10 protein-coding genes are annotated in these 21,912 nt (G+C 54.5%); all 10 read right to left on the bottom strand.

What is annotated here, in order from left to right; genetic code table 11:
• Nucleotides 1-44: 44 nt before the first annotated feature.
• Nucleotides 45-1,742 (bottom strand): RagB/SusD family nutrient uptake outer membrane protein, encoded by a 1,698-nt coding sequence (locus ACXYMU_RS03230; protein ID WP_458984911.1) that lies wholly within the window; start codon nt 1,740-1,742, stop codon nt 45-47.
• 24 nt (nt 1,743-1,766) lie between these two features.
• A complete protein-coding gene (locus tag ACXYMU_RS03225) occupies nt 1,767-5,135 on the bottom strand; it encodes a SusC/RagA family TonB-linked outer membrane protein (RefSeq protein ID WP_458984910.1) in 3,369 nt (1,122 codons plus the stop codon).
• Nucleotides 5,136-5,897: 762 nt separating this feature from the next.
• Nucleotides 5,898-9,332 carry a family 16 glycoside hydrolase gene (locus ACXYMU_RS03220; RefSeq protein WP_458984909.1) on the bottom strand — a complete coding sequence of 1,145 codons (3,435 nt, stop codon included), beginning with the start codon at nt 9,330-9,332 and terminating at the stop codon, nt 5,898-5,900.
• 63 nt (nt 9,333-9,395) lie between these two features.
• Nucleotides 9,396-10,655: a Gfo/Idh/MocA family oxidoreductase gene (locus ACXYMU_RS03215; protein WP_458984908.1), complete on the bottom strand. Its 1,260-nt coding sequence runs from the start codon at nt 10,653-10,655 to the stop codon at nt 9,396-9,398.
• Nucleotides 10,656-10,702: 47 nt separating this feature from the next.
• Nucleotides 10,703-12,064: an alpha-L-fucosidase gene (locus ACXYMU_RS03210; RefSeq protein WP_458984907.1), complete on the bottom strand. Its 1,362-nt coding sequence runs from the start codon at nt 12,062-12,064 to the stop codon at nt 10,703-10,705.
• Complete coding sequence (locus tag ACXYMU_RS03205) at nt 12,061-13,452, bottom strand: alpha-L-fucosidase (protein WP_458984906.1); 1,392 nt, start codon at nt 13,450-13,452, stop codon at nt 12,061-12,063. Before ACXYMU_RS03205 ends, ACXYMU_RS03210 begins: the two co-directional genes overlap by 4 nt.
• 300 nt (nt 13,453-13,752) lie before the next feature.
• Nucleotides 13,753-15,339, bottom strand: a complete 1,587-nt coding sequence (locus ACXYMU_RS03200) for a RagB/SusD family nutrient uptake outer membrane protein (RefSeq protein WP_458984905.1) — start codon at nt 15,337-15,339, stop codon at nt 13,753-13,755.
• A gap of 21 nt (nt 15,340-15,360) precedes the next feature.
• Complete coding sequence (locus ACXYMU_RS03195; protein ID WP_458984904.1) at nt 15,361-18,504, bottom strand: SusC/RagA family TonB-linked outer membrane protein; 3,144 nt, start codon at nt 18,502-18,504, stop codon at nt 15,361-15,363.
• An 818-nt stretch (nt 18,505-19,322) separates the two neighbouring features.
• Nucleotides 19,323-20,738 carry a glycoside hydrolase family 125 protein gene (locus tag ACXYMU_RS03190; RefSeq protein ID WP_458984903.1) on the bottom strand — a complete coding sequence of 472 codons (1,416 nt, stop codon included), beginning with the start codon at nt 20,736-20,738 and terminating at the stop codon, nt 19,323-19,325.
• A 117-nt stretch (nt 20,739-20,855) separates the two neighbouring features.
• Entirely contained in the window at nt 20,856-21,872 is a 1,017-nt protein-coding gene (locus ACXYMU_RS03185; protein ID WP_458984902.1) for a glycoside hydrolase family 43 protein, read from the bottom strand.
• Nucleotides 21,873-21,912 lie beyond the last annotated feature (40 nt).

Below are 21,912 nucleotides of genomic sequence, written 5' to 3'. Positions count from 1 at the left end.
TTTTACTTTTGGCTTGATATTGAACTCGCCTTACTCGCTGCGGTTTAGTACCCGGGGTTCTGGGTCAGGGTGTTCTCTCCGCCCACTGTGCTGTTGATGATCTCCTGCTGCGGAATCGGGAAGTACTCATTCACCCCTTTCTTGAAACTAGAACCGCTCAGGTAAATACGCTTCTGTTGCTCTTTTGCAACGTAGGCATTCAGCACCTGGTCGGCAATGCCCCAACGCACGAGGTCGAAGAAGCGGTGGCCTTCCATACCAAACTCCAGCCTTGTTTCAAACTGAACAGCTTTTAGCGCCTGCTCTTTGCTCGTAAAAGGAACCTTATAGGTGTCGATCACATAGTTTGCGGCCGGCGTGCCGTCTGGCATCTTCACAAAGCCTGCCGGGTTAGCAGCTCTCGTTCGCAGCATGTTCACCAACTCCCGCGCCCTCTCAAAGTCATTTTCGGCTACAGCCACCTCAGCACGCCACAGCAACACATGCGCCAACCGAATCATGCGGTAGTTGTTTGAGTTGTTCCGGTTGGTGGCGTGGTAAAAGCCTTTCATCGGGATCATCTTCTTCGGAGAGTAAGGGCCGGCATACACTTGGTCGCGTATCCAGGGTTTTCCGGTATGGATACCAAAGTCCAGGTATGGAATACCACGGCGACCGACGGTATGATCCAGGCGCGGGTCCAGCGGCCCCTCGTAAGGCGTGAAGGCCGCGGTGGCATCCAAGCCCTCGTCGTTCTTCACATCCACCTGGTTAAAAGTATCCAGCATCGGCAAACCGCTTTCTGTCTTGAAGGCGTTCACCAGGTTCTGCGAAGGCTGCTCAAAGCCACAGCAGTTCCACGGGCCGGTGTAGGGGTAGTTCAGGATGTTACCGTTATTACCGTTCACACCACCCGGAGAGCCGTCGTTCACCGACATCTGCACCTCGAATATGGACTCCCCATTGTTGTTGGTGGCGGCGTTGTAGTTCGCATAGTATGTCGGGGTCAGTGCATACTTTCCGCTTGCGATAATCTCATCCAGCAGGGGTTTGGCCTCTGCGAACTTACCCTGAAACATATAAGCCTTGGCCAGGTAAGCTGCCGCTGCATACTTCGTTGCACGGCCAATCTGCGTCTGGTTTACCGGCAGCACATCATAAGCCGCCTTAAAATCAGCCTCGATCTTGGGCCAGATATCAGCGGTGTTTGCAACTTTAGCCCCTTCCGGATTCGATGGGTCATAGGTCTTCTCATCCAGGTAAGGCACTTTGTTCCACATCTTCTTGGCCTCGAAGTGGTAATGCCCGCGCAGGAAGCGCGCCTCTGCCGTTACCTGCGCCTTTTCAGCGTCTGTCATGTCCTTTGCGTTTGCCATCACCAGCAACACATCGTTGCTTCGGGCAATACCATCGTACACATGGCGCCACTTTCCGCGGAAGTGGTTGTTGCTAGGCAACCAGTTATAGGTTTCGATAAAGGTGATCTCCGGCTGGTCACCGGCATCAGTTCCTTTGTAAGTATCATCGGAGGCCACGGCGCCATATACCCAGTTGGTAACCGCACTGTGCCAGGCGGTGTTGCCGGACCCTACGCCGTCTAGGAGCGAGTAAGCGCCTATCAGCAACGCATTCACCCCTTTTTTAGACTCCAGTGACGACTGCCCCACTACCCCTTTGGGCGCCGTGGTCAGGAAGTCTTCGTCGCAGGCTCCCAGGAAGCCAGCCATAACGATAGCCGCTATTCCAAATATCTTTCTTTTCATGATTTCCTTTCGATTAATTTTCACTTAGAAACTAACATTCACGCCCACCAGCAGATTCTTGGAGACAGGGTAAGCGCCCTCGTCCACACCTAACTGGCGGTCGTTGCCTGCGCCATACCCCCTCAGGTTGATCTCTGGGTCCAGGCCGGTGTACTTGGTGAAGGTGAACAGGTTCTGCCCCTGAATGTAGATATTCGCCCTGCCCATGCCTGCTCTGGAAATCCAGCTTGTCGGCAGGTTATACCCTAGCTGGATGTTCTTGACGCGCAGGTAGGAGCCGTCTTCGATGAAGTAAGTAGAAGGCACGCTGCTGGCGGCGTCGCCGGAGCGCAGCTGCGGCAGCAGCGCGTCTGTCTTGCCCGGTCTCCAGGAGTCGTAGAGCATGCGCTTGCTTCTGTTGCCCTGGAAGGTCTGGAAATCGGTCCAGTAGCGCACGTAGTTGAACACATCAGCCCCCTGCACCCCCTGCGCAAACACAGTCAGGGTGAAGTTTTTGTACTCTGCGTTCAGGTTCAGGCCGTAAGTAAAGTCCGGGTGCGGGTTACCGATGAAGGTCTGGTCGCTGCCGTTGATCACCCCATCGCCGTTCACGTCTCTGTACTTAAAGCGACCCGCGATGTTGTCGGCTCCGCCACGCTGCACAGCATGCGCCTTGGCCTCATCATCCGTCATGAAAATGCCGTCCACAATATAGCCGTAGAACGAAGAAAGTGGCTGGCCTTGCTGCGTAGCCGTTACCGGAGGCGTGCGCAACCCGAAGCCCTGGTAAATCGTGTTCGGGTTACCGTTTGTCTTCACCACCATGTTGCGGTAAGTAGACAGGTTAGCTCCCACCGTAAAGGTCAGCTCATTCCCCAAAGCGGTTCCGTTATAGTTCAAGCCGAGATCAACACCCTTGTTGTTCATCTCCCCGATGTTCACGAACGGGTTTGTGGCCACCCCCTGGGTAAACGGCAGCTCAACCGGGAACAGCATGTCGGTGGTGGTACGAGTATACCAGTCGAACACAAAGTCTACTCTGCCCTGGAAGAGGGCGGCATCGAAACCAATGTTTGTACTCGTGGTGGTCTCCCACTTGGCATTCGGGTTACCGAACTGCGAACGGTCATATCCGATCACCACGGTGGTGTTCGTGCCGTTGATGTCGTAGTTAGACTGATCTGGGTGCGACTGGAAAGTAGAGGCGAAGTTGTAGTTACCGATCTCCTGGTTACCTGTCTGGCCCCATCCGGCTCTAAGCTTTAACTCATCCAGGAAGGAAATGCCCTTCATAAACTCCTCCTGGGTGATGCGCCATCCCGCACTCATGGCCGGGAACGTGGCGTAGCGGTTGGCGGGGGCAAAGCGGGAAGAGGCATCCCGGCGCACGGTACCTTCCAGCAGGTATTTATCCATGAAAGAATAGTTTACCTTACCGAAAGTGGAGAACAGGCGCCAGTCATACCCTCCACCGCCATTTGCCGGAGCCAGCGAGCCGGCACTGAGGTAACGGAAATCCAGGTCATCCACAAAGAAGCCGCTGCGGCTACCGAAGAAGTTCTCGCCGTAAGAGCTGATCGCCTCGGTACCGAGCAGCACGTTTATGCGGTGCACCTCCGAAAGGTTCAAGTCGTAAGCCAGGGTATTCGACCAGGTCCAGTCACGGTCGTAGCTGTTGTTAGTCGACAAACTGTTTGTTTGCGCCGCCTCCGCAGACTCCACATCCCGGATGCTGAAGTTCCGCATGTTAAAGCTGTTGTAGTCCAGGCCAAAGCTGGTACGGGCAGTCAGGTTCTTCATCAGATCCAGCTCGGCGAAGATGTTACCGAACAGGCGCACCTCCTGTCCCACGTTGTCCTTGTTTCGAGCCTGAAGCGCCACCGGGTTTCGGGCATTACCCAAACCGCCGCCTTTCGTTCCGGCGAAATTCCCCATAATGTCATACACCGGTATGATGGGCTGCATGCGGTAGGCCATCGAGATGGGGTTGCTTTCGCTGTTGTTTCCCGCTACCTGGCCTACGCGCTCCCCAAACGACACCTGCAGGTTCTCGCCTACGCGCGCGCGGTTCTTTATCTTAAACTCGGTGTTGGCTCTTACGGCGTAACGCTTATAGTATGTGTCCTTCAGGATACCCTCTTGGTCGTAGTAGTTCGCCGAAAAGGCATATACCCCTTTGTCGGTACCGCCGGTAGCGCCCACCTGGTAGTTCTGGATAACGGCAGGCCGGAAAATCTCCTCGAGCCAATTGGTACCGTCCTTGTTTGCGCGCGTAATCTGGAACTTGGTCTTCCCGAAGGCTGGGTCATCAATATCATTCGTATAGTTAGCCTGGTTTACCCTTGGGTCATCAGCCTTCGCCCCCGTTGGGTAGATAAAGTCTGGTATAACCGGTGTCGGCCCGTTGCCATACTGCGGGTTCGATGGGTTCCCGTTCAGAAGCTTGCCCGCGTTTCGCTCACTCTCCCAGGTCAGTTCAGCTAACTCGTTTGTATTGAGCAGGTCGAGTAGCTTGCCATGGCGCTGCACCCCGTAATAAGAGTCGAAGGTGATGCGGGGTTCGCCGCTTTTGCCTTTCTTGGTCGTGATGATCACCACGCCGTTACCCGCCCGCGCACCATAGATAGAAGCCGAGGAGGCATCCTTCAGGATCTGCATCGACTCGATGTCGTTCGGGTTGAGGGTGTTGAGGTTGCCCTTGGTTGGCACCCCGTCAATCACATACAGCGGGGAGTTGTCGTTGATGGTACCGAAACCGCGCACACGCACCATTACGCCACCACCCGGGCTGTTATCGTTTCCGACCGTTACGCCGGCTGCGCGCCCCTGCAGGGCCTGCGCCACGTTGGTGGCCGGCACCGACAGCAGTTCCTCCGCCGACACCATGGCCACCGCACCGGTAATGTCCTTCTTGGCCTGCGAGCTGTAGCCAGTCACCACTACCTCTTGCAATGCTTTTGTATCTGTACCCATCGTCACGTTTACCGTGCTCCGGTTATTGACAGCCACTTCCTGCCGTTGGAATCCGATGTAAGAAAACACCAGGGTTGCGCCTGCAGGGGCTGAGATAGAGAAGTTACCGGATGCATCTGTCGATACACCTGTTGTGGTTCCCTTCACAAGCACTGTTACGCCGGGCAATCCTGTTCCTTTTTCATCCACCACACGACCGTTAACGGGTGCATTCTGCCTGGCTTTGGCAGGCATTTGATTGGATGCCTGCAAAGGCGCATCAAAAACACTGGAAAAAGACTTTGCGGGTGGTGCTGCGTTGCTTGCGCTCATGGCTCTTTGCGGGAAACCACTCGCATACGTCCCGGTAAACGGGGCCCCTTGTCCGATACTGATCTGGCAGGAGCCCATCAGCAAGCACGGAACCAGCAGCTTTCTTAATGGGTAGAAGGCTTTTTTCATTGCAAATAAATTAAGTGAGGAATAATAATACTTTGGCACTACTTACTATATCTCAGTTGCCAGCCCCTACATGCACCAGGAAAATTCTTACCCATGCCGGAGCGTGCTAATATGCATTCTCACCTTATGAAAGCCCTCTGCCCTGCCCCCTCTTCTCTATTTTTACTTATAGCGGATAGGATAACAGACAAGCGCCTGCAAAAACCAAAAAATTATAATAAAAGGATACATAGCTTCGGATTAAGCTATGTTGCAATGATCTGCCATCTTCGTTCTCACTTTAGCTTCTGGATATTCCATCCAATAGACTTTCAGCATTAAATACAGGCAGAAAGTGAGTGGTCACTATTTGAATGTAATGTATAAATTTACTTTACACGATCCAACACTCTTTAAATAAATTTATTAGTGTTTAAACAACATAAAAACCGGTTTAGCAAATCTTGCTGTATTATACTTATCGCTTACTACTCCAATCATTTACCTGCATGTATCTCAATTGTATTCTATGCGATAAATGCCTTTAAGAATAATTGAAACAGAATTGAAAAAAAAATCTCCCTGCCGACTTAAAGTGCCAACAGGGAGATTCAAATGTCATTCAAACATTATTAACTACAGGCTGCAATTAACCGCTTTGTACAAACATACCCCTTCCAGAATGCGAATATTTTAAAGGAGAAAAATCGCCCCCTTTGCAAGGATGGGTCAGCAAACCGGATAACCCTAAGCAGCTTTTAGACATCGCAAATGATTTATCGCTTACAAATTCATATTGCCTTTCTTACTTAAATCCTTCACCCGGATGTTCCGGAACCAGACCGTGGAGCCGTGGCCCAGAAAGCCGATGTACCCCTTAGCCCGCTTCAGCCCAGGGTGCTCCTTATGGTCCAGGGTGCCGTTTTTGCTGGCTTCCGCAATGTCGCCGTCCACAATGGTGGTGCCGTTCAGGATCACCTTCACCTTGTTCCCTTTCACGATCACCTCCTCGTAATTCCACTCGCCTGTCGGTTTCAGGTAGCCGCGCTTGGCCGGAATAACGCCGTATACTGAACCGTGGTACTGGTAGGGCTCCAGGTTTTTGTAGATGTCGGCATCGTTGTCGAGTATCTGGAGTTCCATACCTACATAGGCTGCATCTCCCTCCAGCGGAGTACGGATACCGAGGCCATTGTTGGCACCGGGCGTCAGCTTAAACTCGAAGCGGAAAACGAAGTCTCCATACTCCTCTTTGGTGTAGAGATTTCCGCCGCTACCGAACTTAGGCTCGCGCACCACCAGTTCCCCGTTCTCGATCACGTAGTCGGTGGTGTTGCCTTGCCAGTGGTGCATGTTGGTGCCGTCGAACAGCACTTTATACCCCTCTTTTTTCTCGGCCGCACTTAGCTTAAATGGCTCCGGTCTGGGAATCTCGCGAATATAAATATCCCTATAAGCCACTCGCGAACCGTGCGCCTGCAATTCCAGCTGCTCCTCCGCAAAGATAGGCTGGGCTCTGTCCCAGTAATTTTCGAGCATCACGTTGTCTGTCACGAGTTCCCCGTTGAGGTATACCGTCACGCGGTCGCCCTGCATCAGGATGCGGAAATTGTTCCACTCGCCAAGCGGATTATCTGCCACTTTCAGCGGCTTGCTCTCGTTCACTTTGTTGTTGTAAAGGCCGCCGGAACCTACCTGCGCCCCGTCGGCCACGCGCGCCGTATCCCACATCTGCACCTGCGGTGTGCCCCGCAGGTAAATGCCCGCGTCACCGTTCTTCGTGCCCTCGTCAAAGATCTTCCAGTCCACGAATAGTTCAAAGTCACCGTATTTCTTCGCCGTAGTGAGGTTGTTATACCCCTTGCCTACAAACACGATCTCGCCGTTCTCCACTTTCCAGTCGCGGCGCATCTCCTCGTCGGCGGCCTGTTGTTTTTGAGCGAGTGTCTTCGCATCCATCTTCGCCCGCTCAATCGGGTTGCCCACCAGGCCTTTCCAGCCCGTCAGGTCCTTGCCATTGAAGAGCGAAACAAACCCCTCGCCTTTCGGCATTTCATCCAGGAACTTTCGGATGGCCTGTTTCTGGTATTCGCTGTCTGGCCCCTGCAACGCCTGCATGGCTTTGTTCAGATGCGCCCTTACCACATCCCCTTGAAAGGCTTTGTTAGAAAGGGCAATGCTCATGACAGCTAGCGCAGCCTCCTGCTTCAATTCAGGATCATCCAGATACTTTCCGGCAAATACCAGGGCTGGGAAGGTCCTGTTCTTCGCCACCTGCTGTAAAATCGCTTTCTTCTGCGCCGCATTGTTCGCTACCTCCATGCCCTCGCGTAGCAGCAGCAGTTTCTGCTCGGCAGGGTATGCCGCCGTGCTGACCATGCGCACATAACCCGTCAGCGCCTGATCCAGGTAAGTTGCGTTGGCCGCATTCTGGCTGATGCGGAGCAACTCCTTGGCTGCACTGGCATCAGACCAGGCGGCCAGGGCCGTTACAGCGTCATTTTTGGTGGCCGCATCGCCGTTCTGGAAAGCGTCAGATACCGTTTGCAATGCCTGTTTTCCACCAATGCCCGCCAATACATTGAAGTACGCCGGTCTTTTATCCGCTGGGGCCTTTTTCATCTGCGCCAGCAGGAGTGTTGCCTGCTCCTGCTGCGCATCATACTGCTTCAGGGCAGCCACAATTGCCTGTTGCACAGCGTTGGTCTCCTCTACCTGATTTGTTTTATGAAGCAGGGTATACAGTTGGGGCAGGTTTTCTTTGTTAGCCATGGGCTCCAGCGATGATAACGCCGCCATGCGTACCGCAGGGTTTTTATATGCGGCAAACTCAAAAACCGTTTCAATCTCACTCTGTGCGGCACGGGCCCCCAAAACTTCCAGCAGGGCCACTTGGCCTTCTGCAGGCATTTTAGGCAGCGCGTTGGCCACTTCCCTTGTCAGGCTGGTGCCGGGCATGATCAGCAGGGCGTTTTTCACCGCTTGTGCCTCTTCCGGACCTCCTTTTCGCATGGCTTTCAACAGCTTTGGCAAAGCTTGCTCTCCGCCTAATTTCCCGACAGCCCCTATAGCAGCCAGTCGTACCGCATCGTCCTTGCTTTTCAGCGCTTTCTCTATAGTTGGCAACGCGGCCGTGGCCTTGTTGTCTCCCAGCATCGTCAGGATGCCGGCGCGCACTTCGGGAGCAGCTTTCTTTTGCGTATCTAGCCACATGGCTGTGGTGGACAGGGTAAGGTTGGCCGGGGCAAACTTGAGGGCTGCGGCACGGTAGGCAGGGTCCGGGTCGGTGGCGGCACGCAGGAGCAGCGCCATGCTTTGCTCGCCCTGCAACTCCGTGAGCAGTTTTAGCGCAGCAGTGCGGGTATGGGCCTGCGTTTTCTGGCTGGCACGCTGCAGCAGCGATGTTGCGATTTTCTCAGCCTGCTCCTTCTGGCCTTTTTCCTTCAGGCGCTCGGCGTACAGCAGGTAGGCGGCAACCGCATTGTCATTGTCATAGGTATAACTGTCTTCCTCAGCCGCTTTCGCCAGCACCTCCTCCGACCCGGGGGCCGCAATATTGGCCAGCGCATAAAGGGCCAGCTTTCTCAGTTTCTCATCCGGACTTGTGGCAAAGGGTGTGATAGCTGAAACGGCCTGTTCGTAACGGGTGTCGCCCAGGGCCTCCACCAAAGACAATCGGCAATCGCCTGATGCACCCGAGAGCGCCTGCAAGAGCGCATTGTTTCCGTTTGGCGAATTGATGCTGGTGAGGGCATTGGCAGCCGGGGCGCACAGCCGCTCATCGGTGAGGTAGCGCTGCAGGCACGGCACCGCATCGGCCTTGCCCACCACTTGCAGCTGACGGATTAGAAACGCCTGACTCTCGGGGTTTGTCTCCCGGCCCAACGACTCGCAGTAGGCCGCCACGCTCATGCTGCGCCAGTCCTCCCGCTCCTGCTGCATCACATAATAAGAGAAGCCACCCAAGGCATATTCCAGCCGCGAGTTATCGCCCTTTCCGGGGGCAGTGAGCATGGTCGCCATCTCCACGATGCCATCTTTGCCGAGAGAGGCCACCTCGCCCATACTTGCCTGCAATTGTGCCTTGTCTTTGGCAGGCATTTCGGCCAACACATCGGCAATGCGGGTGGCTAGTGTCCGCTGGTCGTCTTTCCGTTGCCCCATGGCAGCCGAGCAAACCGTGAGCAGCGCAATAAAAAGTAGTGTTATATTTTTCATACCGTTAGGCTCAAATAATTCTGTTTCTGATGTATTATCCTGTACATGATTTTTAACGCAGCGCTACCCGATGGTCCAGCCAGAGCGCATGGGCTGGTATACTAGGCGGTTAGCCCCCTCATCGTCTATAAACTCCTGCTTTACGGGGTCGAATTTCAGGGAGCGACCCAGGCGCAGGGCGGCAAGGCCCATGTTCACGAGCGTGCACGAACGGTGACCGTTTTCCTCGTTCAGCGCGAATTTCTGGCGATTTTTCACGGCCTGCACGAAGTCAGTTACCTGCGGCGCAGGGTCCGGAAAAGCGGCCAGTTTGCGCTTCAGGTCCGGGATATCAGAGCGGAAGCCAGGGTATAGCTTGCCTTTGGGCCCTTCGATGTATGGCACTTTCTCGTCTGAGCCTTCGCCGTCGAGGATGATCTGGCATCCGTCGGCGTAGGTATACACAATGCGGCGCCAGGTGCCCACGGCATCGGTATGCTGCTGCGGGGCGTCTATCTCCACCGACACAGGGCTGGTGTTGTCCTTGCCCAGGAAGTATTGGATCGGGTCCATGTAATGCTGCCCCATGTCGCCGAGGCCGCCGCCGTCATAATCCCAGTACCCGCGGAAGGTGCCATGCACACGGTGTGGGTTGTAGGGCTTGTAAGGAGCCGGGCCCAGCCACATGTTATAGTCCAGTTCCTGTGGCACGGGCATCGGCTCGAGGTCCGTTTTGCCCACCCAATAAAATTTCCAGTCATACCCCGTCTGGCGGCCCACCGTCACTTTCAGGGGCCAGCCCATTAGGCCACTTTCCACGAGTTTCTTGATCGGCTTTACCGGCGTTCCCATCCCATAAAACACATCCTCGAAACGGAACCAGGTGTTTAACCGGAAGATGCGCCCGTGCTGCTGCACGGCCTCTACCACACGTTTTCCTTCGCCTATGGTGCGTGTCATAGGTTTCTCGCACCAGATATCCTTGCCGGCACGAGCCGCGTCGGTGGCCATAATGCCGTGCCAGTGGGGCGGCGTGGCGATGTGCACAATGTCCACCTCCGGCATCTGAATCAACTCTCTGTAATCGGTAAAGGTCTTCACGCCCTTCCCCACCATGTCAACGGCTTTCTTTAGGTGATTTTGGTCTACGTCGCATACCGCCACCACGCGGGTGTCGCCGTAGGGGAAGTGGTTGCGCCCCATCGAGCCAACCCCGATTACGCCTTTTGTCAGTTGGTCGCTGGGTGCCACGTAGCCTTTTCCGCCCAGCACAAACCGGGGCACGATGGTGAATACAGCCAGGGTAGCTGCAGACTGCTTAAGGAAACTTCGTCTTGAACTCATTGGAAAGTGAAGATTATATGGTGAATGACAATCGTTTAATACATCTGTTATTCTCTTTCGGAGGCTTTGTAAAACCCAACCTCTGCCAACTGCACAGGCCCTTTCGCCTCCAGCACGGTTACCCGCACTTTCGTGGTTTTCACCTCCGGGAAGCGCAACAGCCGTTTATACCCAATGGTGGTGAACTGCTCGATCTCCTTCCAGCTTTTGCCGTCCCAGTACTCAAGCAATGCTTTGGCGTTGCGCTGCCCTGTGGCAATATTCTCCTGCAGCAGGGCCCTGTCGAAGGCAATCTCCTTTCTAAAATTTAGTTCCCGCGGTTGGTGTTGGTTTAGGGTGAGGTAGGTTCCGAGGGTCTTATCCGTCAGTTTCTTGTTGATCTTGCCAGTGGCCAGGTTTGTCTTGAAGGTTTCGTTGAGGATGCTGCGGAAGGCATGCAGGCTTTGCGCATCCTGCTCCGCGAAAACGCCTTTTGGATTTGGCGGAATGTTGAGCAACAGCAGACTGTTGCGGCCCACGGATTTATAGTACAGGTCCACCAGTTGCTTTCCGGACTTCACCTTGCTGTCTTCCTCCGGGTGGTAAAACCAACCCGGCCGAATGGACACGTCCGTCTCAGCGGGTATCCACTTGTCGCCATTCGGATCGCCGGTATTCAGGTAGCCTGCGTCTGCCACACCCGGAGCCATGCCTGTTGTGTTGATGGTGGACCAGCAGGTTTCGCCGGCGTTTCCCGACTCGTTGCCCACCCAGCGCACATCGGGGCCGGCATCCGAGAACATCACGGCCTGTGGCTGCAACTCCCGCACCATCTGCCAGTAACCGTCGAAATCGTATTCCATGTTTTTGGCGTCCTCGCCCTTGGCACCGTCGAACCATACCTCGGCCACCTCGCCGTAATTGGTCAGGAGCTCGCGCAGCTGGTTTTTGTAGAAGTCGTTATAAGCGGCGGTGCCGTAGCTCGGCTCGTGCCGGTCCCAGGGCGAGAGGTAAAAGCCGAACTTTATACCCTGTTCCCGGCAGGCATCCGCAATGGCCTTCACCACATCCCCCTTCCCGTTCTTCCAGGGGCTGCTGGCCACGCTGTGGTCGGTATACTTCGACGGCCAGAGACAAAAGCCGTCGTGGTGCTTGGCCGTGATGATCGCCATTTTAAAGCCGGCGTCTTTCAGGGTCTTCACCAACTGGCTGGCATCAAAATCAACCGGATTAAAAAGCTGTGGGCTTTCGGTGCCGTCGCCCCACTCCCTGCCGGTGAAGGTATTCACGGTGAAGTGCAGGAAGGCCGTGGTCTCAAGCTTTTGCCACTCCAACTGGCGGTTTGTCGGAGTAGGCAGGGCTTGCGCGAACAAAGCAGGCGCTGACGCGATGAGGGCAAGGCACAGTGGGAGGAAGTATAGTTTTTTCATAGGCTCTTCGTGGTAACGTTCTCCAGTTTAAATACCCAGGCATGGTCGCAGGGCACATTTCCTGGGTTAAGGGTTGGGGGTATGAGCGTGAGTTTCCCGTTTTTGATGGATGACCTGACTGCTGCCTTTGTGCCCAGCATGCTGACTTTCCCAGCTTTGCTGATACCCTTTACCGTGATTGGTTTTTCGGGCCATTGGGTGCAGATCACGTACAGGTCCTTTCCTTTGGCGGTATAAAATACCTGCTGCTCCTTCATATCCTCGGGCCGTTGCGCCCAGGCCGTGGTGCCGTAGATGGCCTCCCCGTTCACTTGCAGCCATTCCCCCATATCGAGTAGCCGCTCCTGCATAATCACCGGAATCATACCATCTGCCTTCGGGCCGATGTTGAGCAGCAGGTTACCGCCGTTGCTCACTTTGTCTATCAGCAAGTCGATGAGTTGCTTGGAGGTGAAGTAATGGGCGGTGGTTTCGAAGCGGTTGTAGCCATAGGAAGTGCCAATACCCCGGCTCTCTTCCCAGGGGTGCGACCCGGCCTCGCCGATGCCTTTGGTGTTGTGCACGAGGTCGTACTCGGTAGTATAATAGTCGCCGTGCTTGCTGCGGGTTTCGCTTCCCCAGCGGTCGTTGGCCACCACCGTTTCCCGCACCGGCGACTCGTTGTAGAGCCAGGCCAGGAAATCTTCGCTTTTGAACTTGTCGCTGGTATAATCCCACTCGCCGTCTGCAAACAGCACCTCTGGCTTATAGCGCGTCACGAGGTCTTTCAGCTGCGGAATCATGTGCTCATCCACCCACTCGTTCAGGCTGGCCTTGGCATACAGCGGGTGGTTCCATTCCAGCAGCGAATAGTAAAAACCCATCCGCAGTCCTTTCTTACGCACGGCAGTGGTCAGGTCGCCGGCCAGGTCGCGGTGCGGACCGATGGCCACGCTGTTCCAGTGCGGACTCTCGGCGCTGGGCCACAGGCAAAAGCCGTCGTGGTGTTTGGAGGTGAGCACGACGTACTTCGCGCCTGATTTCTGAAAGAGATCTGCCCATTTATCCGGGTCAAAGTACTCAGCCTTGAACATCGGGGCAAAATCCTGGTAAGTGAAGTTCTCGCCGTAGTGCCTGGTATGGTGTTTCAGGAACAGCTCGTTTTTGGTGAGCAGCCGATTCTCGTAATGCTCGGCGTATTTCTCGTATACCCCCTCCACCTCGTCCACGGGCGCATAGGCGGGCACTGCGTACGGCCCCCAATGGATGAAAATACCGAATTTGGCATCCGTCCACCAGGCTGGGGTTTCGCGCTTGTCCAGGGAGGCCCAGTCTGGCTGGTACTGCTGCGAAATTGCCTTACCGGCCACAAGGATTATGATCAGGGTTAAGTAGAGCGTTTTTTTCATAGGCTGTTTTGATAGGCACTGAAAAGAGGGCATGGATATCAGCAGGTTGAGAAGCGACCTTTTATGCCCATACCGTTTTAAAACCAAAGCGTTAGCAGATAATTCACCTGACCGAACCCTCATTCAAAGTAATTATTTTTACCTGAAAAATAAGGCGTAGGCCCTATCTTTTATCTTGTTATGAAAACAGTGGCGGAGTCTGTTGGGCAAGCGAAAAAGACACACAAAAGGCATTGCCCTATACCGGCAAAGCACTGCCTGAAAGAATCGGGCAGTGCTTTGCGCGGTAGTGGGCGATGCTTAGTAGCCTGGGTTTTGCGCGCCAAGGCTTGGGTTACGCTGCCGCTCCGCCTCCGGTAACGGAAAGAGCAGGTGCTTTTCGGCGAATGCCTTGCCCCAGTGGTTGGTATGCCCGATCACGTCCACGTAGGTAATCTTGCCGGGATTGCTGGCTGACGTTACCGGAAATTTACGCGTCCGGACAATATCAGACCAAAGCCGGAACTCAAACACAAGCTCCCTGAACTTCTCCGCCCATACCTCCTCTGCGAAGTTGCCAGCTGACAGGCCACTGAGTTCCGCCTTAATGGTGCCGATGGCTTGTTTCCAGTAGGCGCGGCCCTTCACCTGCGCCAGGTAATCCACGGCCTCGGCGGTTACGCCCTCCGAGCGCGAAATAGCCTCTGCAGCAATCAACAGCACATCTGAGTAGCTATAAATCACGGCATCCTTGCCAGAACTGGCGGTTTCTCTCACAGCCTGGTCGTCGTGCCACATGTAAGGAGCTGTATCGAAGGTTTTGGTCTCACCACTTTCCAGCTTCAGGGTTGAGTGGAAGTATTGCTTTTCCTGTGCCCGCAGGTCGTTGGCGGCATCATACCCCCGCAGGAACTCATTTACAGGCAGGTAAGCCCCGTTGGTGATGGCGTATGCTACGTGCTGCGCCATCGACACAGGGTATGCCCACTGCGGGTAATTGCTGCCTGAAATGCCCACAGCATACTCGTGGTAAAATACGTGCTCGTTCGGGGAGGCATCGGCTTTGCGCAGCTTGTTATAGGCGCTGTTTTCCGCAATTACCCCGCCGGCAGCGTCTCTATCGTGCTGGGTCAGGTGATAGGTGCCGCTCTGGATCACGCTCCGGGCCATGGCAGCCGCCTCAGCATACCTGTTTTCCTGCAACGGAAAACCGCTCATCGTCAGGTAAACGTCTGCCAGCATGGTGGCGGCGGCGCCCTTGGTTACCCGCCCACCATTATTAGCCATCGCAGCGTCCGAAAGGCCGCCGTCGTTTACGGCATACTTCAGGTCGCTCTCAATCAGGTTATAAACCTCCTTCACTGAATTGCGCGGCACGTATAGATTATCCAGCGATTCATAGGGCTCGGTTATGACCGGCACCTCACCGAACATCTTCACGAGGCTGAAGTAGGCGTAGGCCCGGAAAAACTTCGCCTCTGCCAGCAGCTGCTTTCGCTCATTATCCTGCAGGCCGGGTGTGTCCGGGATGTACTTGATGGCGTTGTTTGCCCGTGAGATGCCCCGGTACATGTTGTCCCAGATACTGCCCATGTAGCCGTTCAGGTTGTTTCCGTTCAGGGTCAGCTGCTGCGCGTGCTGCACATGCACCTCCTGGCCCTTGTACTCGTTATCGAAAAAACCTGACATGTAATTGCCCAACATGGCTTGTGCGCCGTTGTACACACCGCCGTCATACAGCTGCGGAGCGCCCGTGCGGTAAAGCGAGTTTACGGCGCTGTAGGCATGTGCCGGCTGTGTGAAATTCTGGTTGGCAGCCAGTTCATCCTTCGGCCTCTCCTCCAGAAAGTCTTCGCAGGAGAAGCAGAGCAGCCCTGCCAGCAGTATAAATGCATGTATCTTTTTCATATCGTTCGCTGTCTCTGTTGATTAAAATTTAAGGTTGAAGCCCATGGTATAGGTGCGCGGCTTCGGGTACTGGAAGAAGAAAATGTTCTGCCCCCACTGGTTGCCGCCCCACGAGGTTGCCTCCGGATCATACCCCTGAAAATCGTCTGAGTGGATGACAAAGGCATTCTGCACACTGGCATATACCCGCAGCCCTTTCATGTTCAGGTTTGGCAGGAACGTGTTGTCGAAGTTATACCCCAGCGAGAACAGGTTACCCCGGATGTAGGACCCGTCCACTACCCAGCGGCTGTCAATTTCGCTGTTCTGGCCCGCATATGCCTGGTTTCGGATTTCCTGCACAAATGTATCCTGGTTGTCCGGTGTCCAGCCCTCGGTCAGGATGGTGCGCAGGCCATTCGCAATGCCCGAGCGGTCTTCGGTGGAGTGGTAGAACTGCTGCAGGATATCCACGCCGGTCACAAACTGAAGATCAGCGGTGAAGTCGAAGTTTTTGTACTTGAAGGTGTTTATCAAACTTCCGGACCAGTCAGGCAGGCCTTTGCCCAGGATAGACTTTTGCGTAGCGCGCTTGGCCTCGCCGGGCACAGCGCCAACTTTCGCAGCTTCCTCGGCCTCATCGGTTCCCCAGGTTCCCAGGCGCTCATACCCCCAGAAGGAGCTCAACGACTCGCCCACGCGCAGGATGGTCTGGCTGCCCGATACCCACCAAGGGCCTGGCTCAATATCCTCGTCGTTTTCACCCAGTTTCTCAATCCTGTTCTTATTGTAGTTCAGGTTCAGGGAGGTCTGCCAGCTAAAATCGCTTGCCTCAATGTTTGTAGTCGTCAGGAGCAATTCCACGCCACGGTTTGAAACCGAGCCAATATTGTCACGCACAGCAGCGTAACCTGTTGAGTGGGGTACCGGGCGGTCAAGCAAAAGGTCAGTCGTCAGCTTGTAGTAATAGTCAAACTCCAGCTCTACCCGGTGGTTGAACAGGCGGGTATTAAAGCCCACGTCAAACTGCTTGGTCCGCTCCCACTTCAGGTCTGGGTTTGGCAGCCTGTTCAGGTAGCTCTGCGAGGCACGCCCTCCCCCGATGAGTACCGTACCCGATGACACAGTGGCCAATGACTGGTAGGTTGGGATCTCGGTGTTACCCGTGATGCCGAAGCTGGCGCGCAATTTCAGTTGGTTAAGCTGGCCAAGGTCCTGCAGGAAAGGCTCGTTTGAGACTACCCATCCCAGGCCCACGGATGGGAAAAAGCCATACTTGTTCTTATCCCCGAAGCGCGAAGACCCATCTACACGGCCGGTCAGCGTGATGAGGTATTTGTCGTCGTACGCATATCCGCTGCGCAGGAAGTACGAATTCATCGCCCACTTGTCGTAGTACGACTCTGGGGCACCCGGCTGACTGGCCGCCTGTATGCGGTTATACTTGAAGAAGTCATCGGCGAAGCCTCTGGCCTCCACCCAGTTGCCCTCCACAGTGCGCTCCTGCCAGCTTAGGCCAAGCACCGAGTTCAGGCTGTGCTTGCCGAACTCGTTATTGTAAGACAGGTAAGTTTCCTCTTGCCAATAGTTTACCTTTTCGCCTCCCAGGGCAGCGCGTCCTAGTGGGGAGGAAATATTCAGCAGATCCGTCGGGTAGTACTCTTTGGAGTTCCGGTTATGCCTGTCGAAGCCGAACTGGGTTCTTAAATCCAAACCAGGCAGCAAATGGAAGGTAACATAGGTGTTGCCAAACAGCTGCGTACGCTCACGCAGGCGCTCCTGCGTTTCCAGCACATGCACTGGGTTGGCCATACCCTCCAAGTTATAAGCGTCACTGATCATGCTGCTGTTGCTCCAGGTTCCGTCCGGAAATTTAACCGGAAAAATAGGCGACATCTCGATCATGCTTCTGCGCGGCATCTGGTGCCCGCCTCCCTCTTCGGCCTCGTTTTCGGTAGTATAGTTTACCAACAGGTTGGTACCCACCGACAGCCACTTTTTAGGTGTGGCATCGTAAGCCACTTTCCCGCTTACCCGCTCCAGCCAGCTGTTGAGCATGATGCCCTCCAGCTTGGCGTAGTTCAGGAACGTTCCGAAAGAGGATTTTTCAGATTTAGACTGCAGCGACACCTGGTGGTTGTGCGATACGGCGGTTCGGGTTGCCTCTTCCTGCCAATCGGTATCATACAGCGGCCTACCACTCGAGTCGAACAGCCGCGGGTCATTTTTCGTGAATGTAGGTGTAACGCCGGGCCGGTATTTAGAAGTATTGGCCATACCTGTCTCTACCACCTGCAGCCATTCCTCAGCGTTTAGCAGGTCCATTTTCTTGCGCATATGCCCTACGCTCACCCAGCCGTCATACCCCACAGTGATGCCTTCTGTGGCCGCACCCCGGCGGGTAGACACCAGAATAACGCCGTTGGCACCGCGGGCACCATAAATTGCCGTGGAGGAAGCGTCTTTCAGCACCTCCATGCTCTGTATGTCATTCGGGTTCAGGAATTGAATGTCCTCCATCACCACGCCATCCACCACGTAGAGCGGCCCAGAGGAGGCGTTGATAGTCCCGACACCCCGAATCACCACGCGGGGGCTGCTGGTGGGGGAGCCGGAGTTGAGCTTCACGTTCACGCCTGCCACTCGCCCCTGCAAGCCTTGCAGGGCGTTCGTTACCGGTGCCTTTAACAGTTCTTCTGCACTCACCACACCCACAGAACCCGTCACATCAGATTTTTTCTGCGTGCCATACCCTACTACTACCACTTCCTCTAAAGCTTTACTATCTGGTTGCAGCGTCACGTTTATGGTAGAGCGCCCGTTTACGGCAATTTCCTGGGTAGTGTAGCCAATAAAGGAAAGCACCAGTATATTATTACTTGCTCCGTCCGGAAGCATAAGCTCAAACTTACCCTCCATGTTGGTGCTGGCGCCTATAGTAGTGCCTTTCAATACCACCGTCACACCGGGCAGTGCCATACCCTTTTCGTCCTTCACCGTGCCCCGCACGGGTGTTTCGTACGCCTTTGCCACAGACAGGGCACGCGCCGGGTACTTTGCCGCGGCTAGCACTGACGCCGCGGACATCTCCGCACACACCGTGAAAGAGAGAATTCCGGCGCAGAGCACCAGCCTTCTGTTCTTCGTACAGCTGTTGTCGAACAATTTTGTAAATCGCTGTTTCATAGAATTAATTAGTTTAAAATAGCCATAATTTTGAACTGCTAAAACCTTTTAGTAATTGAATAAAAAATTTTCTTTTTAACTCCTTTAGGCTTTTGCCTGCTGTCCAGACGCAAAATTCAGATTGATCAGAGCTGTCAGACTGGCCGCTCATTTCGATGCACGGCAGGTCTAAGTTGGATGGTGGCCGTCTTGTGCTTCGCACACGGCACAGAACGATGTATGGGAAACAATAATGGCAGCAAGCGAAACGCTCTGACATTATTTTATCATTCTATAACTCAAATTAAACAATGATATGGCATAAGTCAAAGCTTTTCATGCTTTTTTTAGCAAAAAGGAGTAAGTAATCAATCATCTATCTACACGCACTTCATCAAATTCACGCAACATGTTAATAATCAACACATTTGATCAGCATAACCGTGGAAAGCATCAATTGAGTCAGCATGTATTTCCAGCGGAAATGTATTACCCCTGCGTACTCCCTGCTCTTTTCGTCTGACACAGCGCGATGCCAGACTGTCTCTGTCATCCTTGCCCTAGCTTAGGTCATCCTCCCAGGCAGGATGGTATCTCGCATTGCTCACACCGATTAGCATAAAGCGACAAGGCGATTGTGGGAAGCCCGTGTCTTCTAATAACCAAACCCTGAACTAAAACTTCAACGCTCAATGGTAGCTCAGCCAATGCTATCGTCAAGTTGTGCAAGGGCGCAACCCCTGCTTAAAAGGTTGGAAAACGCTGGTTCAGTTTCTGCAGACGAGTGGGGCTGAACTAACACTGAAAGGATTACCTATCAACGCGCCTGCTGCGCCAGGCTATGCCAAAAGCTTGGGTTGCTCTTCATACGTCTTCCAGAGCAACTCCCCGAATAGCGTGTTGGCCCAGGCAAACCAGGCACGGGTAAATTTCTTCGGATCATCTTTGTGGAAGGACTCGTGCATAAAGCCCGTGCCACCGTGCGTGTTTTTAAGCATGGCGATACAGTCCTTGATCTCCCGGCTGTCTGTGCTTGTCAGGGCCTGCATTGTGATGCTCATCGGCCAGACCATGTCCAGGCCCACGTGCGGCCCGCCGATACCCGCCGCAGCCTTGCCTTTAAAATAGAATGGGTTATTTTCTGAGAGCAGCATTTTGCGGGTGTTTTGGTAAACAGGGTCTGCCACCTCCACGGCTCCCAGGTAGGGCAGCGACAGTAAACTCGGCACATTGGCATCGTCCATCAGGTTGTAGCTGCCAAAGCCGTTCACCTCGTAGGCGTATACCTTCCCAAACTGTGGATGCTCTATAACAGCGTGTTGCTGCAGGGCCTTGTCCACCTCGTTGGCCAGCGCAGTGAGTTCGCCTGCCGTTCTGGCGTCTTTGGCGATGGACTGCATCATTTCGGCGGCCTGCCGCAGGCTCACCACAGCAAAGAAGTTAGACGGGATCAGGAATGGGTAGATGGTGGCATCGTCGCTGGGCCTGAACATGGAGCAGATCAGGCCAACCGGTTTCACAGGATAGCCATACCCACTCATCGGCACGCCGTCGGTTGCCCAGGCCGTTTCCCGCTGAAACTTATAGGGCCCCAGCCCGTCCTTTCGCTGCTGCTCCCGGAAGGTCTTCAAAGTTGCCTGGATAGCCTGCTGCCAATCCGAATCAAAGGGCTTGGTGTCGCCGGTGATGGTCCAGTAGGCGTGTGCCAGCCGGATGGGGTAGCACAACGAGTCTATTTCCCATTTGCGCTCGTGGATGCCGGGCTTCATGTCAGTCAGGTCAGTGCTCCACTCGCCCACCTTTGTGTCGTCGTTGTAAAAGGCGTTGGCATAAGGGTCGCGCAGGATGCTATACGTCTGTCGGTTGATCACGCCCGCCACCAGTTGCCGCAGCGGCGCATCCTTTTTAATGAATTTGAGGTAAGGCCATACCTGCGCAGAGCTGTCGCGCAGCCACATGGCGTCTATGTCTCCTGTAATCACATAGGTGTCCGGCTCGCCGTTTTTCAGCTGGTAGGTCACGGTGGTGTCAAGGGTGTTGGGGAAGCAATTCTCAAACAGCCAGGCAAGTTCCCGGTCCTTTACATGCTTTCTGAACTCCGTAATGGCTCTTTCCACGGATTTGCTCTGGAACTGGCGCTTGGCAACAGGCGTGCGTACCGTTGGGAAATCAGCCGCCGCCGCTGCCGTGAGCGGGTTGAGGTATACGCCAGCGCTTAACAGGGCAGTGTTTTGTAAGAATGTTCTCCTTTTCATGTGTGTATGTGTATGCAAACAGTGTTTTGGATGGTAACTGGCAGGTGAGCGGTATAGGTATGAAGTTAAAAAATCTCAGTGCAAGCGGGGCATGGAGCCGGACACAGCCATGCCCACTCACTTGATTCGGAGTGCAGGCACTCCCTCGTGGGTAATTTTAACAGGGTTTATTGTGCCGTCCGCGTTAAAGGTCATCTCATCGATGCAAGTAACCCGATGGTTGCGGTCTGTTTCCTGCAGCGGCCTTCGGTGGTACACAATATACCACTGGTCTTTGGCCGCATGGTGTATAACCGAGTGATGGCCCGCGCCTGTGGCCACCTCCGGGTCCTGGCGCAGAATGGTGCCGACGCGCTTGAATGGCCCGAGCGGGGAGTCGCTGACAGCATAAGCCACACGGTAGTCAGGCCCTGTCCAGCCGCCTTCCGACCACATAAAGTAGTACTTCCCGTCGCGGATAAACATGAAAGGCCCTTCCACATAGCCCTCGGGCGTAATCTCCCTGAAAGTGGTGCCGTCCTCAAAAGGCACAAAACCGGAGAAATCATCGTTGAGCTTCGCGATGTTGCAGTGCCGCCACCCGCCATACAGGAGGTAGTGCTGCCCATCCTTGTCCTTGAAAACAAACTGATCGATGGGTTGCGCCCCATTATGAAATTTACCGATCAGCGGCTTCCCTAAATGATCCTTGAAAGGACCGGCAGGATTGTCGGCCACGGCCACGCCAATACCCCCTAACGCGCTGTCGCTCTGGATATCGTTGGCACCGAAGAACAGGTAGTACTTCTTGTCCTTTTCAATGATGGAGGGAGCCCACATGGCCGAATCCGCCCACTCGATGCTGGCGGTGTCGATGATGCGGCTGTGCTTGGTCCAGTTCACCAGGTCGGGCGAGGAGAACGCGTCCATGAACACCTGCTCCTCATATGGCGCCGAATAGGTTGGATACACCCAGTAGTTGTCACCGAAAATAATCCCTTCCGGATCAGCATACCAGCCCGGGAATATCGGGTTGCCGGAAGGTGCAAGCTCAGCTGCTTCCTGAGGTGCTGATGCCTGCCCCGGTGTGCTGGCCTGGGTGCATGCCTGCAGCGCAAAGAGCAGCGACAGGAAACCAAAATACATTTGCTTCATTCGTGACAGTTGAGGTGGAGGATTAATGCATGTGTATCAA

Source organism: Pontibacter sp. CAU 1760, assembly GCF_054482735.1.
Note: the sequence above shows the minus strand (reverse complement) of the source record. Positions and strands in the feature narration are given on the sequence as shown.

Coding starts and splice junctions, on each gene's coding strand:
- ACXYMU_RS03230 (WP_458984911.1), bottom strand. CDS start 1,742: ATGAAAAGAAAGATATTTGGAATAGCGGCTATCGTTATGGCTGGCTTC.
- ACXYMU_RS03225 (WP_458984910.1), bottom strand. CDS start 5,135: ATGAAAAAAGCCTTCTACCCATTAAGAAAGCTGCTGGTTCCGTGCTTG.
- ACXYMU_RS03220 (WP_458984909.1), bottom strand. CDS start 9,332: ATGAAAAATATAACACTACTTTTTATTGCGCTGCTCACGGTTTGCTCG.
- ACXYMU_RS03215 (WP_458984908.1), bottom strand. CDS start 10,655: ATGAGTTCAAGACGAAGTTTCCTTAAGCAGTCTGCAGCTACCCTGGCT.
- ACXYMU_RS03210 (WP_458984907.1), bottom strand. CDS start 12,064: ATGAAAAAACTATACTTCCTCCCACTGTGCCTTGCCCTCATCGCGTCA.
- ACXYMU_RS03205 (WP_458984906.1), bottom strand. CDS start 13,452: ATGAAAAAAACGCTCTACTTAACCCTGATCATAATCCTTGTGGCCGGT.
- ACXYMU_RS03200 (WP_458984905.1), bottom strand. CDS start 15,339: ATGAAAAAGATACATGCATTTATACTGCTGGCAGGGCTGCTCTGCTTC.
- ACXYMU_RS03195 (WP_458984904.1), bottom strand. CDS start 18,504: ATGAAACAGCGATTTACAAAATTGTTCGACAACAGCTGTACGAAGAAC.
- ACXYMU_RS03190 (WP_458984903.1), bottom strand. CDS start 20,738: ATGAAAAGGAGAACATTCTTACAAAACACTGCCCTGTTAAGCGCTGGC.
- ACXYMU_RS03185 (WP_458984902.1), bottom strand. CDS start 21,872: ATGAAGCAAATGTATTTTGGTTTCCTGTCGCTGCTCTTTGCGCTGCAG.